General features: G+C 53.5%; 10 protein-coding genes. 8 read left to right on the top strand and 2 right to left on the bottom strand.

The window, feature by feature from the left end; all coding sequences use genetic code 11:
* Positions 1-112: 112 nt before the first annotated feature.
* The 7 genes from CX651_RS12735 to CX651_RS12705 all read left to right on the top strand — a co-directional run bounded on the left by CX651_RS12735 (position 113) and on the right by CX651_RS12705 (position 9,245).
* Entirely contained in the window at positions 113-3,334 is a 3,222-nt protein-coding gene (locus CX651_RS12735; protein ID WP_101056355.1) for a FimV/HubP family polar landmark protein, read from the top strand.
* A gap of 132 nt (positions 3,335-3,466) precedes the next feature.
* Positions 3,467-4,252 (top strand): tRNA pseudouridine(38-40) synthase TruA, encoded by a 786-nt coding sequence (gene truA / locus CX651_RS12730; protein WP_100142821.1) that lies wholly within the window; start codon positions 3,467-3,469, stop codon positions 4,250-4,252.
* A 68-nt stretch (positions 4,253-4,320) separates the two neighbouring features.
* The gene (gene folC, locus CX651_RS12725) at positions 4,321-5,592 is read left to right on the top strand and encodes a bifunctional tetrahydrofolate synthase/dihydrofolate synthase (RefSeq protein ID WP_101056354.1); all 1,272 of its coding nucleotides are present in this window, start codon (positions 4,321-4,323) and stop codon (positions 5,590-5,592) included.
* Between the two features lie 18 nt (positions 5,593-5,610).
* Positions 5,611-6,204, top strand: a complete 594-nt coding sequence (locus tag CX651_RS12720) for an SPOR domain-containing protein (RefSeq protein ID WP_025889044.1) — start codon at positions 5,611-5,613, stop codon at positions 6,202-6,204.
* Positions 6,205-6,311: 107 nt separating this feature from the next.
* A complete protein-coding gene (locus CX651_RS12715; protein ID WP_025010464.1) occupies positions 6,312-6,800 on the top strand; it encodes a CvpA family protein in 489 nt (162 codons plus the stop codon).
* Between the two features lie 43 nt (positions 6,801-6,843).
* The gene (gene purF, locus CX651_RS12710) at positions 6,844-8,358 is read left to right on the top strand and encodes an amidophosphoribosyltransferase (protein ID WP_101056353.1); all 1,515 of its coding nucleotides are present in this window, start codon (positions 6,844-6,846) and stop codon (positions 8,356-8,358) included.
* Between the two features lie 95 nt (positions 8,359-8,453).
* Complete coding sequence (locus CX651_RS12705; protein WP_101056352.1) at positions 8,454-9,245, top strand: class I SAM-dependent methyltransferase; 792 nt, start codon at positions 8,454-8,456, stop codon at positions 9,243-9,245.
* Between the two features lie 78 nt (positions 9,246-9,323).
* Here the strand turns inward: CX651_RS12705 and CX651_RS12700 are convergent, their stop codons facing one another.
* Together CX651_RS12700 and CX651_RS12695 are read right to left on the bottom strand one after the other, a co-directional pair.
* A complete protein-coding gene (locus CX651_RS12700) occupies positions 9,324-9,944 on the bottom strand; it encodes a DUF938 domain-containing protein (RefSeq protein ID WP_101056351.1) in 621 nt (206 codons plus the stop codon).
* A gap of 160 nt (positions 9,945-10,104) precedes the next feature.
* On the bottom strand, positions 10,105-12,156 hold the full coding sequence (locus tag CX651_RS12695; RefSeq protein ID WP_101056350.1) for a bifunctional 2',3'-cyclic-nucleotide 2'-phosphodiesterase/3'-nucleotidase: 2,052 nt from the start codon (positions 12,154-12,156) through the stop codon (positions 10,105-10,107).
* Between the two features lie 433 nt (positions 12,157-12,589).
* Between CX651_RS12695 and CX651_RS12690 the strand changes: the two genes are divergently transcribed.
* Positions 12,590-14,755 carry a M3 family metallopeptidase gene (locus CX651_RS12690; protein WP_101056349.1) on the top strand — a complete coding sequence of 722 codons (2,166 nt, stop codon included), beginning with the start codon at positions 12,590-12,592 and terminating at the stop codon, positions 14,753-14,755.
* Positions 14,756-14,914: the final 159 nt, after the last annotated feature.

Here is a 14,914-nt window from a genome sequence, read left to right as displayed (position 1 = left end):
AAATGTGAACAGTAGCAGCGCGGACATTTCTGGTTTATAGTAATCTCAATAAATACAAATGCCTAAAGCCAGTCGTCAGTCGGCGAAACCAGCGCTTGAAAGGGAAGAATGGATGAATTTTCGCACTTCATATCTTGTTGGCCTGATGGCCGCTTTTTTTGCCCTGAACCCAAGTAGTCTTATAGAACCGGCCCATGCAGAAGGTCTGAAAATTACCGGCCCCGACGGTCAAGTGCGCCAACAGGTACGCCAGTATGGTCCGACAACGCCATCGGACACCTTCTGGAGCATTGCCCAGAAAGTCAGACCGGATCCCGGCGTCAGTATCTATCAGGTCATGGCCGCGATTTTTGAAGCCAACCCGCACGCTTTCTCATCCAATAACTACAACAGCCTGGAACGGGGCATGATACTGCTGATCCCCTCCAAAGAGGTGATGCAGGCTATTCCATTGAGTATGGCCAGAGCTCGCGCCGAACAGGATGACAAGAGCTGGTCTTCCGGTAAGCGGCTAAAGGCAGATGATGGCAAAATTGAAACCGCCAAAGCCCCCGGGCACCCAAGCCAAGCCGCAAAAGAGCCAACGGCGGTCGCCCAAACTCAAACGGCGGCGCAGCCATCTAAGGAAAACCGCGAGCAGTCAAAAGTCAGTGAGCCATCGACTGAGCCAGCTCAAGTGGCTGCAGACAAATCACCAGCCATCACAACCGAAAAAACAGCCACAGAAGCAACTCCGGAAACGGCTGACGATAACAGCATTGAAGCGCTGCAGAGCCGCAATCTGAGTCTGACCGATGAACTGGGGCGTGCTCAGGATCTGCTTACTGTCGCCAATACCGATAACCAGGGGCTGCAAGCGCAAATTGATGAGCTGAATCAGCGTCTGTCGGTATTGGAAGAGTCACTGCAGGCCAGTAAAAAACAGGAACAGCAACTCAAGGCTGAAAATGCTGACCTCAAGCAGCAGCTTCAAGTCGCCAATGCTACGGCTAATGAGCCGGACGATCTCTGGCGCAGTTTGATGGGTAACCCATTACTTTTGGTACTGGCTGCCGCAGTACCCGCGGTATTGCTGTTGTTGTTGCTATGGAGCATGCTGCGCCGCAGGCGTAAACAAAGTGATGCCCAAGCACCACAGACCGAAGCGGCTCCAATGGCTGCCGCAGCTGTTGCCGGCGCGGCTACGGCCGATATGGCCAACGCCAACGACGAATTGGCCGTGCGTCTTGACGATGATCAAAACGATTCCATTGATTCATTGCTGGATGTTGATAGCTCTGTATTGCAGCCTGAGCCTGAAGTTGAGAGTGACAGCGAGCAGATGGACATGGCGCAGGAGATGTTCATCGACTCAGGCGAGGGGGATACTCCCCAAGAGGCCGAAGATGAAGGTCAGTCGCTCGATGATCTCTGGGCCGAAGCCATGGGCGAACAAGAGGCCGGTGAGCAGGAAGATGCCAGCGAGGAGGACTTGGACTCATTGCTGGCTGGATTGGACGATACCGATAAACAGGAAACTATTCCTGAAGATTTGCAGACCGAAAGTATTCCAGCGTCAGAGCCTGATCTGAGTGAAACCCTACCGGAAGATGTGACTGCTGCTTTTGAACAGGGTTTTAGCCAAGAGCTCGCTCAAGAGTTTGCTTTTGAACAAGACAAAGAGGTGCTCTCAGAGAGAGAAGCGAAGGCAGATCTGGATGAAGATCTCAGTGCCGCTATCGCAGCCGAGTTGGCCGAAGATGAGCAGGTTGACGAGACTCTGGATGAGACACAGGAAGCCGATATCGATGCGCTGCTGGCCGGGTTTGATGTCAAAGAAGATACAGAACCTCAAATTGAAGCCGGTACTCAAGTTGAAGGCGATAGTAAGACTGAAGCCGAGGAAGATCTCAGCGCTGCCATTGCCGCCGAACTGGATGAAGCTGATTCAGCTGATACCGAGCTGGGCGAAGAAGCAGACATTGATGCCTTGTTGGCTGGATTCGATGCACCGGCAGCACAGAATTCTGAAGAGGAAGACTTAAGCGACGCTATTGCCGCCGAGCTTGAAGATGACAAGGTTGCCATAGACTCCAGCGACACAGAGGCCGACATAGATGCCTTGCTGGCAGGCTTCGATGACTTGGACGATGCTGTCGAGACTCAAGCGGAAGCAGAGAAGGTTCAAGCAGAGGAAGAGAGTGAAGATCTGGACGCCTTGTTGGCCGGGCTCGCGGATGACGTAATTGCGATAGATAACGTTGATGAGGCGATCGTTGATGAGGCGATAGCTGAGACTGACGAGGAAGATACCCCAGAGGTTGAGTCTGATGATGCCACTGAGCGCAGCGATGCCGAATTGGATGCCATGCTGGCAGGCTTGTCGCAGGCTGAGGACTTGGATGAGCCTAAGAAGCCCGATGAAACAGACACTTTAGTTGATGAGAGCAGGGATAGCGACAGCGCGCCGCAAAGCGGTCAACGCAGCGACAAGGATTCTGGCTTCTTTGACGATCTCAAGGCCGGCGGCAAGAGCCATGATCCCCATATTCTTGAGTGGGAGTCCTCCGCACCTAAAGAGCCCTTTGTTGAGGAAGAACCTTCTGCGAAAGAAGAACCTTCAGCGAAAGAAGAGCCTTCAGCGAAAGAAGAGCCCTTAGCGCAAGAAGAGCCTTCTGCGCAAGAAAAGCAAGAGCCTTCAGCCATAGAAGATCTCTTGGCTCAAGAGGAACTCTCTAATCAGGAACAGGCTGTTGATGTTGAAGACAGCATAACAGATATCGAGCAGGCTCTGGATATTGACCTGGCCCAGGATAGTGATGACAGTGATAAGAGTCTGAGCGACGATGACCTGTTGGCCGCTTTTTCTGAAAACGTTGCCAAGGAAGCCGAAGCGGATGAGGAATTCAGTCTCGAACTGGATGATGATGACTCGCTGGATCTCGAAGATCATAAACTGACAGTAGATGAAGCGCTGGCGGCCCTCGATGCCAAAGAAAAGGGCAAGGTCGCTTCCAGCATGGTGCCTGAGCACGATCTCAGCGCCTTCCAGAAGGAAAACGGTTTTATCGATATTGAGCGCCTGCTCAGTGAAGCCGATGAAGGCAACAGTGATACCGACCCCTACAAGGAGCTGGATGTGGATATGGGTGAGCTCGACTCTCTCGTAGGCGCCGCCGCTATGGTCGATGTCGATGATGAGGAAAACTCTGTCAACGCCAAGCTGGACTTGGCGCGGGCCTATATCGAAATCGATGATAAAGACAGCGCCAAGGCATTGCTTAAAGAGGTGGAGCTGGACGGCAACGCCCGCCAGCAAGAGGAAGCCGCAGCCCTGATAAAAACCTTGGGTTAGAGCCCAGTCAATACTCAAACGGCGCCTGGAGCGCCGTTTTTTATGCAGTCTGTTGCTTGTTCGGGCTTTTTCTTGGAGGCGAATGCCCGCTCTATGGTAGAATTCGCCGCCTTGAGATCAGGGGAGAAACAGATGCGTATTGCGTTGGGTATCGAATATGATGGTAGCGGCTATTACGGTTGGCAGCGCCAGGCCGAAGTGGATTCAGTTCAGGGGCAGTTGGAGCGGGCCTTGTCCCAAGTGGCCAATGAACCGATAGCCCTGCAATGCGCCGGTCGCACAGATGCCGGGGTACACGCCACCGGGCAAGTGGTGCATTTTGATACTTCTGCCATTCGTAACGAAGGCGCCTGGACCCTGGGCGTCAATGCCAATCTGCCGGACAATATCGCGGTGCGCTGGGCCAAAGAGGTGGATGACAGTTTTCATGCCCGCTTTTCGGCAACCGCTCGCCGCTACCGCTATATTATCTACAACCACAATTTCCGTCCCGGCATTTTGCGTGGTGGCGTCAGCCATTATCACGGCGATCTAGACGAACAGAAGATGCATCAAGCGGCCCAGTATCTGCTGGGCGAGCGCGACTTCACCAGTTTCAGGGCGATCCAATGCCAGTCGCGCACCCCGTTTCGCAATGTGCACAGAGTCAGTGTGACCCGCCAGGGCATGTATGTGATAGTGGATATCGAAGCCAATGCCTTTTTGCATCACATGGTGCGCAATATTGTCGGCTCGCTGCTGGAAGTGGGGCTTGGCAATCAGCCGCTGGATTGGCTGGGACAGTTGCTGGAGCTCAAAGACAGAACCCAGGCTGCCCCTACGGCCAAACCCAATGGCCTCTATCTGGTGCATGTCAGCTACCCTGAGCAATATCAACTGCCCAAGTTGGCCATGGGCCCACTGTTTATGCCGGACTGAAACCGTTAGCATGCTGTTGCCGCCACGCTTTTGCTTGCGGCAACATCAAGATTTAAGGGAAGAATCAAATGTCGCAATCATCCGCTCATCTGCATCAGCTACCGGGAGCTGACGCTCCTCTGTCTGTTTGGCTGGACTACCTGTTGGCCATTCATCCGACCGAAATCGATATGGGGCTCGAGCGGGTTACCCAAGTTGCCACCAGGCTCGGGGCGCTGTCACTGGGCTGCACCAAGGTGATCACAGTTGCCGGTACCAATGGCAAGGGCAGCACCTGCCGTATGCTGGAGCAGATCATGCGCGCGGCGGGTTATCGGGTCGGGGTTTACAGTTCGCCCCATATCCTCAATTACAATGAGCGGGTGCGGATAGACGGTGTCGATGCACCGGATAGCGACTTTATCTCGGCCTTTGAAACCATAGAAGCGGCCAGGGGCGACACCTCGCTGACCTTCTTTGAATATGCCACGCTGGCTGGGTTACTGCTGTTCAAGCAGGCCAAGCTGGATCTGGTTATTCTGGAAGTGGGCCTGGGAGGCAGGCTGGATGCCACCAATATCATAGATGCCGATGTCAGTGTGGTAACCGCCATAGATCTTGATCATCAGGCGTATCTTGGTGACACCCGGGAGCTGGTTGGCCGTGAGAAGGCCGGCATTTTCCGTAAGAACCGCCCGGCGATAGTAGGGGATGCCGAGATGCCTGCCAGCGTAGTTGAGGTTGCCAATGAAAAGGGCGCCTTACTCAAGACGGTAGGGCAGGCATTTTCCTACAAGCAAACCAGCACAGGCTGGGATTTTTGCGGTGAGCACTGGCAGTTTGAGGGCTTACCCAGGCCGAAATTACCTCTGCCCAATGCCGCCACCAGCTTGGCGGCGCTGGAACAACTCTGGCCAGAACTTTCCGAAGCGGCGATTCGCTCAGGGCTCGCTAGTGCCAGGCTCAGTGGCAGAATGGAGCATATCAGTGAGGCGCCGCTGATTATTTTGGATGTGGCGCACAATCCCCACGCGGCCCGTTATCTGGCGCAAAGGCTGGATGAACTGCAAGCCAAGGGGCGAGTCTATGGCGTTTGCGGTATGCTCAAGGACAAGGATATCGAAGGCGTGATGCAGGCGCTGGCGCCTAGCATAGACAGCTGGTTGTTGGTGACGCTGCATAATGAGCGTGGTGCCGATGCTGGCCGTTTGCGAAAAGCCCTGCCGGATGGCTGTGACGCCCGGGAATTTGAACAGATGCAAGATTGCTGGCAATACCTCAAACCCAAACTCGGCGCCGAAGATGTGGTAATTGTCTTTGGCTCCTTTTACACTGTTTCGGGCTTTAAAGCGCTTATCTAAGACTGGAAGGAAGATATTTTGTCGACTCAGTTTCATAACCGTCTGGTAGGTACCGTAGTATTGGTCGCCTTGGGGGTGATCTTTTTACCTGACATTCTCGATGGCAAGAAAGAGCGCCAGCAGGAGCAGTTCACTGAAATTCCGCTGCGGCCGGATACCGAATCGCAATTGGCGGAGCCGGGAGAGTTTGAAACCCTGGATGTCGCTGAGACTCTGGACTTGGCACAGGAGACAGACGAGCCTCAGGTTGAAGTCGAACCGGCGGCGCCCGAGGTGAAGGCTACCGAAAACAGTGTTTCCAACACCGCCCAATCCAAGCCTCAGGAGGTCAAAAAGACTCCCGAACCCAAGGCTAAACCCAGTGATGCAGCCTGGACTTTACAGCTCGGCGCCTTCAGTAATGCGGCCAATGTCAAAGCCCTGGTAGCCAAATTGCGCAAGGCCGGATTCAGCGCCTATACCTTGCCGGACAAGCCTGTGGACGGCAAATTGACCCGGGTATTTGTCGGTCCGGATGTCTCCAGTGATCGCATTAAACAGCAACAGAAGAAGGTTGAAGAGTTGACCAAACTCAAGGGTAAAGTGGTTCGCTATAACCCACAGGAAAGATGACAGTTTGCCCCGAGTCGGCAAGCAATTATTTACGCCCCGGGGGTGAGAATGCTTGCCTTCTCTGGTAGAATCCCGCCGACTTAAATCTTCACCGGATACTTCTACCCATGGTTTGGATAGATTACGCCATTATCATAGTTATCGGATTATCGACCCTTATCAGTCTGATCCGTGGTTTTGCCAAAGAAGCCATGTCGCTGGTGGTTTGGTTCGCCGCCTTTTTCATCGCCAGCCAGTTTTATCAGGACCTTGCCGTTCATATCACCCAAATTAATGATGAGGTGCTGCGAAACGGGGTTGCCATCGCCATCTTGTTTGTAGTCACCCTGATTGTGGGGGCCTTGGTGAACTATTTGATAGGCCAGTTGGTCTCCAAGACAGGGCTCTCGGGAACGGACAGAATTCTTGGCCTGTGTTTCGGTGCGCTGCGCGGCGCATTGATAGTCAGTGCCATACTCTTTTTTATGGATGCCTTTACCGGCGCGCCCAAAACCGATTGGTGGCAGGGTTCGCAACTGGTGCCCGAATTCGGGGTGGTTATCCAGTGGTTTTTTGACTACTTGGAAAATACCTCAAGCTTTGTACCCAAAATATAAAAAATACAATTATCAGAACATCTTACAATGAGGAAGCTTACCCATGTGTGGTATCGTCGGAATCGTTGGCCGCTCAGCGGTCAATCAGACCATCTATGATGCACTGACAGTGCTTCAACACCGTGGCCAGGATGCTGCAGGCATAGTGACTATCGATCAGAATGCCTTTCGCCTGCGTAAGGCCAATGGTCTGGTCAAGGACGTATTTGAACCCAAACATATGCAGCGGCTGCAGGGCAATGCGGGTATAGGTCATGTGCGTTATCCTACCGCCGGCAGCTCCAGTGCCTCTGAAGCCCAACCGTTTTATGTGAACTCTCCTTTCGGGATCTCTCTGGCGCACAACGGCAACCTGACCAACACACTGCAACTGGCCGAAGGGCTGCGCAACAAGCGCCGCCATGTGAACACCACTTCCGACTCTGAAGTGCTGCTCAACCTGTTGGCCGATGAGCTGGACAAGACCGACAGCCTGACCTTGAGCCCGGATGAAGTGTTCGATGCCGTCTCCCGGGTGCACGCCGATACCCGTGGTGCCTACGCCGTGGTGGCCATGATTATTGGTCAGGGCCTGGTGGCATTTCGCGATCCTTTCGGTATTCGCCCTCTGGTGCTCGGCAAGCACGAGACAGCCGCTGGTACCGAGTATATGGTGGCCTCAGAGAGCGTGGCACTGGATGCGGTTGGTTTTGAAGTGATGCGCGATGTGGCTCCCGGCGAAGCCGTGTATATCACCACGGAAGGTGAGCTGTTTACCCGTCAGTGCGCCGAAGCGCCAAGCTATGCCCCCTGTATCTTCGAATTCGTTTACTTTGCCCGTCCGGACTCCACCATAGACAAGGTGTCAGTCTATGCCAGCCGGGTCAACATGGGCGCCAAGCTGGGTGAGAAGATCCGCAAGGAATGGTATGACCATGATATCGATGTGGTGATCCCTATTCCGGAAACCTCCTGTGATATCGCTCTTGAAATTGCCCGTGGCATGGATCTGCCTTACCGTCAGGGATTCGTGAAGAACCGCTATATCGGCCGTACCTTCATTATGCCTGGGCAGCAGGAGCGCAAGAAGTCGGTCAGACGCAAGCTCAATGCCATCAGCGCCGAGTTTAAGGATAAGAATGTGCTGCTGGTGGACGACTCCATAGTGCGTGGTACCACTTCCGAGCAGATCATCGAGATGGCCCGTGAAGCCGGCGCCAAGAAGGTGTATTTCGCCTCGGCTGCACCAGAGATCCGCTTTCCCAACGTCTACGGCATAGACATGCCAACCTCCAATGAGCTGATTGCCCATGGCCGTGATGCCGATGAAATCGCCCGTATCATTGGCGCAGATGGCATCATTTTCCAGGATCTGAACGACCTAGTGGAAGCTGTTCGGATGGAAAACCCGGATATCAAGCGCTTCGAAACCTCAGTGTTTGATGGCCACTACATCACCAAGGATGTGGATCAGGCCTATCTGGATCATCTGACCCAGTTGCGTAACGACGATGCCAAGGCCAACCGCAATAAGGATATAGGTACCAACCTGGAGCTGCATAACGTCTGCCATCCTTGATAATCTCTGATAAAGCCAACCCTTGAGGTTGGCTTTTTTCTGTGCCAGTCAGTATGCTGAGCCTCGACTCTTGATGGTGCAGGGAGAGAAGCACAATGGATAAGTACCGGGAAACCGTAGCAACCTTTGACAAAATGGCGCTTCCCTACCGGGATAAGTTTGCCGGCAACGATTGTTATGACTCGGCCCATAACCGATTTGCCTCTTTGCTGAAGCAGTATCAGGCCTGTGCCGGACGGCGCCTGCGGTTACTGGATATCGGTTGTGGCCCAGGGCATGTCAGCGGCATGTTGGCAAAAAGGGTGCCTGAGCTCGAGATAGTGGGTATAGATGCGGCGCCGGCCATGGTGGCACTTGCCGGTGAATTGTTGCCAGAGGGACGTTTTTATCGGCTGGATAGCCGCGAGCTTGGTCGTCTTTCGTCGCTGCTTGAAGCTGATGCCGTGCAGGCTATCGCACCCCTCGATGTGTCTGAAAGTGCAGCAACGCCCCTAAGCCTTGGGGTTTCTGATGGCTTTAATACCCTTGATGACTTTAATGCCCTTGATGGCTTAGACACGCCAGAGGGTTTTGATGCAATACTTCTGCTCTTCGTCACGCCCTATCTTGAACGTCAGGATGTGATTGCCTTACTGCAAGATTGCCGTGCGCTACTGAATGACGGCGGGCTCCTGTATCTGGCCTCCATGGAGGATGACTATCAAGAGTCCGGCTATCAAAGCTCCAGCGCCGGAGACAGGGTTTTTATCCACTATTATCCCGAAGTGTTTTTCGTCAGTGAGTTGGCCGCGGCCGGGTTTGAGCTCATCGACAGCCTGCGTAAACCCTATCTGGAGCAGGGCGAGGTTAAGGCCACAGATCTGTTTCTCTACGCCAAAGCCGTGTAAAAACAAAGGCACTTCAGAGGCTGATAGCGCCTGTTCTTTTCAGGTAAAGTGTTTGTTTTACAAGTTAATTTTTATTCGTTAGAGAGCTGTCTTACGAATAAACTCCAGCACGCGGTTATTGGCGGGCATGGCATGGTCCTGATAAAGCTCAAGCCCCTGGGCTGCAGCCAGCATCAGGATCCACTCCTGATCGCGAATGCCGCTTTGCGGATCGCGCTGCCTTAACATGGCATCGAACACCCGGTTGGAGTCGCTGCTGTAATCGCCTCGGTAGTTGAAGGGGCCATAGAGGCAGAAACGGCCGCCGCTTTGCAATACTCTGCCTATACCGGCAAACATCGCCTCCACCATGGGCTGACTCATGATATGCGCAGTATTGGCGCTATAGATGGCATCCGGCGCCGGCTCAGTTGCCGCCTGCGGCCAGGGTGAACATACCTCCAGAGTGATCACCTCGGCCAGGTTACTCGCCGGGAGTTTGGCATGCCAAGCGCGGATCCCATCCAGATACTGGGGCTGATCGCTGCATTGCCACACCAGGTGCGGCAACTCTGGGGCAAAGTAGACCGAGTGCTGACCGGTACCACTGCCGATCTCCAATACCCTGCGGCAGCCTGAGAATGCCTGTTTGAGTATTTTGAGTATCGGCTCGCGGTTGTTTTCACAGGCTTGGGAGAAGAGCGCGGGTATCGAAGACATAAAAGATTTCCTGCAATCTTGCCGTCGTGACGGCTGAGTGAGTCTGGTGTTTTATCGTACCTACTTTATAACATTGCCAGAGGTTTAGACTAATCTTGCGTAGAACATAAAAAAGCGCCCCTGAGGGCGCTTGGGTTGTTTTCAGTCTCAATCGACAGCCTTATTGGGCAGGCTTGAGATCTATGCGGTAAACAGCAAAGCCCAGCTCATCGGTACTCAGCTTGGTCATGGTCCTTTGTTGGTTGGCCTGGATGAAGTTAGCGGCCTTATCACTGTCTTGAGTGACAAAGCGGATATCCAGAGCAACATCCGTATCTATATTCCTGAAGTCCCAGTTGTAGTCGGCTGTGGGGTTGACCATGGCGTCATACTTGCCGGTTTCAGGATTGTATTTGGACTGCTCTGTGATGTAAGCCGCCAGAGCTTCACGGTTGGTGTCCGGCAGTTCCAGTACCACGTGCTCGCTGCCGGTGCCGGCAAACTTTCCGCCAAAGGCGCGGTAGTTGTTGGAGGCGACGATAAATTCCTTGGCCGCCAGGTTTTCACCGGTATAGACAGTGCCTTCGCTGTCGGTGAAGGCCAGATCTATAATCCGCGAAGCATCGGCATTGACCAGAGCACAATCGGCGTCAAATTTGCTCGGTTGAGTCACGTCTATCTTGTAGGTCACGCCATCGATAACATCAAAGTTATAGGTGGGGTGGTTATAGTTCACCAGCTCCTGCGGCTCAGTGCTGACAGGATCTATCTGGTTGAACTGGTTGGCCGAACACTCGAGCCAGTCTTTCAGCTCAGCGCCGTTTAGCTTAACCGCCACCATAGTGTTGGGGTAGAGATAGAGATCGGCGGCGTTCTTGAAGGTCAGCGGCCCTTTGTCCACCATCACATACTGATCGGCATCACTGGTGGTGCTATGGCGGCCACCGGCCTTGAACGGCGCGGCTGCAGAGAGCACCGGCAATGACTTGAGCGCTTCCGGCAGCTTGGCCTTGACGTTGGCTATCTGGGCGTCGGAGACAATCTGCACCGTCGGGTCGTCCTGCACCAGCGTCAGGAAACTGAACATGTCGGCGGCGGCGACCCCGATTGGCTGCTCGACAAAGGCCATAGTGCCTTGGTGTTCCAGCTCAACCGCGTCGTGAATATCCTTGTCGGCATCCACCAGAGGCGTTTTGTTGGTGCCGTCATAGATGGGGCGGGCCTCGGTGCGGGCTGAGAGCACTGTCCACTTGCCGTCTTTACGTTGCAGTTTGAAGTCGACCAGGCCCATGTTGTCGCCCCAGCGTCCCGGCATCACGGCGGGGACACCGTTGAGCAGGCCTTTTTCCACATCTGTGTTGGGCAAGTCGCCATAGCGGGCATCGGGGAAGATGGAGTGGCTGTGGCCGAACATGATGGCATCAATGCCGTCGACATAGGTGAGGGCATAGGTGGCATTTTCGGCATCAGGATCGCCGGGGTTTTCGGTGGAGCCAATGCCTGAGTGTGGAATGGCGATAATGATATCGGCGCCTTCAGCCTTCATTTGCGGCACAAATTTCTTGGCGCTCTCCACTATGCTCTCGGCACGTACCTTGCCGGTGAGGTTCTGCTTGTCCCACAGCATAATTTGCGGAGGCACAAAACCTATATAACCAATCTTGAGCTTGTGACTGTTGCCGTCAGTGTCCTTAACCTCGGTTTCCTTGATGAGGTAAGGGGTAAACAGGTTGTCGCCTTTCTTGATTCCCTTCCAGCAATCATCGGCATCACAATAGACGTTGGCGTTGACATAGGGGAACTGGGCGCCGGCGAGGGATTTTTCCAGAAAATCCAGGCCGTAGTTAAATTCGTGGTTGCCTATGTTACCCACGGCATAATCAAGCAGGTTCATTGCCTTGTAAGCGGGGTGCACTTCACCATCGGCTATGCCTACCTTGGCCATATAGTCGCCCATGGGGCTGCCCTGCAGCAGATCGCCGTTATCGACCAATACAGTGTTGGTGACTTCTTTGCGGGCGGCATGGATCAGGCTGGCGGTACGGGCCAGACCTATAGTGGGGTCTTCCTTGCCGCTGTAATAGTTGTAATCCATGATGTTGGTGTGCAGATCTGTGGTTTCCAATACCCGCAGATCTACGCTGACCGTTGATTCATCATTGTCGTCGCTGTTACAGGCACTGAGACCCAGTGCGGCGGCAATCGCCAATGTGATTAATGTTTTGGTTTGCATTGTTTACTACTCTTGTTTTTTATTATTGACCCCGGGAGATTTCCCGCCATCACCTTGTTAACCTGCTGTTAATCATATGATTAGTCAGGTTAGGCGAGGCGCAGTATAGCTAAAGGCGAAGACATTTATGTGACATTGGACGGTAAAAAACAGTGACATTTTGTGACATCGAGCAGGCTGGTGCCACCCGATGCTGTGGCAGGCGCACACTTTTCTTGTCCAACAGATATGCTTGAGCTATCGGCTGGACGCGTGCGCATTCATATCGAATTGACGGTAAGTAAGCAGAATTTCTTACAGTTAAGTCATTGTCCAAAGAGCGGAAGAGTTGTTAAGGTAATGGCGGGAATCAACAGGGCTGTTGCCCCGCCGAGACGGGTGTCCCGGGTATTTAATCATAACTAAGCAATAGCCTGCCGTTAATGGAGTCAAGATGCGTAAGACATTAATCGCCACCGCCATAGGCGCTGCACTGGTGCTGAGTGCCTGTGCCGAACAGCAAACCAAAGAAACCGTCAGCAATACCCCGGCCAAAGAAGCGAGTCAAAGTATGCCAGAGGCAAAAAGCGCTGAGCAAACCGCAAGCAATGTGCTGCTCAGCCCAAGTCCGCTGCAGTATCATGCGCCGCAGTTCGACAAGATAAAGACAGCAGACTATCTGCCGGCCTTTGAAGCCGGGCTCAAGGAACACAAGCAGCAGATCGCCAGCATAATCAACGACAGCGAAGCCGCTTCGTTTGATAACACTATAGTGGCTATGGAAAAGAGCGGCGCTCTTCTCAACCGCACAACAAGAGTGTTTTTCAGTATGGTGAGCTTGCTTTCCAATGATGAGCTTCAAGCCATTCAAGGGGAAATCGTTCCCAAGCTCACCGAGCACAGCGACAATATTTTCCTCAATCCCAAGTTGTTTGCCCGGGTTGAAGCCGTCTACCACCATAAAGATAGCCTGAGCGCTCAAGATCAGCGCCTGGTGGACTTCTATTACAATCAATTCGTCCGTGCCGGTGCCAAATTGAGCGAAGCCGACAAAACCCAAATGCGTGAACTCAACGGTGAGCTGGCCACATTGTCGACTGAGTTTTCGCAAAACATTCTTAAGTCGTTCAAGGATGATGTGATCCTGGTGACCGATAAGGCGCAGCTCAAAGGTTTGAGTGAGGATGAAATAGGCGCCCTGGCCAACGCCGCCAAGGAAGCGGGGAAAGAGGGCTACCTGATAAGCCTGGTGAACACCACCCGTCAGCCATTGCTGTCGAGCCTGGAAGACAGAGGTCTGAGAGAGAAAATTTGGCAGACTTCGGCCAATCGCGCCATGGCCAGCAATGGTCCTATCGTACTCAAGCAGGCACAGTTGCGTGCCGAAAAGGCCAAACTGCTGGGTTATGAAACCTGGGCTGACTATGTACTGGCCGATCAGATGGCCGCTAATCCGGATGCGGTATTTGCCATTTTGGATGACCTGGCACCTAAGGCCGTTGCCAAGGCTAAGGCTGAAGGCAAGGATATCCAGGCGCAAATCAAGGCTAGTGGTGCCGACTTTGAGCTGCAGCCATGGGACTGGGCCTTCTATGCCGAGCAGGTTCGCAAAGCCAAATACGATCTGGATGAGAGCCAGATCAAGCCCTACTTCGAATTCAATACAGTGCTGAATGACGGCATGTTCTACGCCATGCAGAAGTTCTACGGCATCACAATGAAAGAGCGTAAGGATCTGCCGGTATGGCAGGAGGATGTCCGCGCCTGGGAAGTATTCAACGAAGACGGCAGCTCCATCGGGCTTTTCTATCTGGACCCTTACGCCAGAGTGGGCAAGAGCGGTGGCGCCTGGATGGATGAGTTGGTGACCCAGAGTTTCCTTTTGGATAACAAACCTGTGGTCTATAACGCGCTCAATATTCCCAAACCGGCCGAAGGTCAGCCTACGCTGATGACCTTTGATGAAGTGACCACCATGTTCCATGAGTTTGGTCACGGCATTCACGGTTTGTTCTCGCAGGTGAAATACCCAAGCCTTGCAGGCACTGCTACCCCGAGGGACTTTGTTGAGTTCCCATCCCAGGCCAACGAGGATTGGGCCATAGATCCGGATGTTTTGGCTCACTATGCCAAGCACTACAAAACCGGCGAGCCGATTCCGCAAGCCTTGCTGGAAAAGGTACGTGCAGCGGCCAGCTTCAACCAGGGTTATGACACGGTAGAGTACCTGGCCGCGGCGCTGCTTGATATGGAGTGGCATTCCTTAAAGGCCGGTGAACAAGTGGCGGACGTTAAATCATTCGAAGCCAAGGCCCGCGCCAAGCACGGCCTGGATTACGCGCCTGTGTTACCGCGTTACCAGTCGACTTATTTCAGCCATGTATTCGGTGGCGGCTACTCGGCCGGATATTATGCTTACCTGTGGACCGAAGTGTTCGCTGCCGACGCCTTTGCCCATACCATGGCTGAAGGTGGCCTCAAACGAGCCAATGGTGACAGGTATCGTCAGGCAATTCTCTCCAAGGGGAACAGTGAGGATCTGATGCAGGACTACATCCAGTTCCGCGGCCAGAAACCCACAGTGGATGCGCTGCTCAAGCGCCGAGGCCTGGTAGACTGAAACCTTTGATAACACCCGCCAAATGGCGCAACGTAGTTCACTTAAGCGGAGCTGCCTTGTGATTAACAGGATATCGGGTCTTTGATATTTTTACCGCCCTAGGCCGATTTGGCTTAGGGCGTTTGTCTATAAAGAGGATGGACAAGTCTCCTCGCAGAC

This window comes from Shewanella chilikensis, assembly GCF_002836945.1.
Taxonomy (GTDB): domain Bacteria; phylum Pseudomonadota; class Gammaproteobacteria; order Enterobacterales; family Shewanellaceae; genus Shewanella; species Shewanella chilikensis.
This window is presented reverse-complemented; position numbering and strand designations above follow the sequence as displayed.

What these genes read in the sequence shown, in the direction of transcription:
- CX651_RS12690 (WP_101056349.1), top strand. Translation starts at nt 12,590, where the DNA reads ATGCGTAAGACATTAATCGCCACCGCCATAGGCGCTGCACTGGTGCTG.
- CX651_RS12735 (WP_101056355.1), top strand. Translation starts at nt 113, where the DNA reads ATGAATTTTCGCACTTCATATCTTGTTGGCCTGATGGCCGCTTTTTTT.
- CX651_RS12705 (WP_101056352.1), top strand. Translation starts at nt 8,454, where the DNA reads ATGGATAAGTACCGGGAAACCGTAGCAACCTTTGACAAAATGGCGCTT.
- folC (WP_101056354.1), top strand. Translation starts at nt 4,321, where the DNA reads ATGTCGCAATCATCCGCTCATCTGCATCAGCTACCGGGAGCTGACGCT.
- CX651_RS12715 (WP_025010464.1), top strand. Translation starts at nt 6,312, where the DNA reads ATGGTTTGGATAGATTACGCCATTATCATAGTTATCGGATTATCGACC.
- CX651_RS12700 (WP_101056351.1), bottom strand. Translation starts at nt 9,944, where the DNA reads ATGTCTTCGATACCCGCGCTCTTCTCCCAAGCCTGTGAAAACAACCGC.
- purF (WP_101056353.1), top strand. Translation starts at nt 6,844, where the DNA reads ATGTGTGGTATCGTCGGAATCGTTGGCCGCTCAGCGGTCAATCAGACC.
- truA (WP_100142821.1), top strand. Translation starts at nt 3,467, where the DNA reads ATGCGTATTGCGTTGGGTATCGAATATGATGGTAGCGGCTATTACGGT.
- CX651_RS12695 (WP_101056350.1), bottom strand. Translation starts at nt 12,156, where the DNA reads ATGCAAACCAAAACATTAATCACATTGGCGATTGCCGCCGCACTGGGT.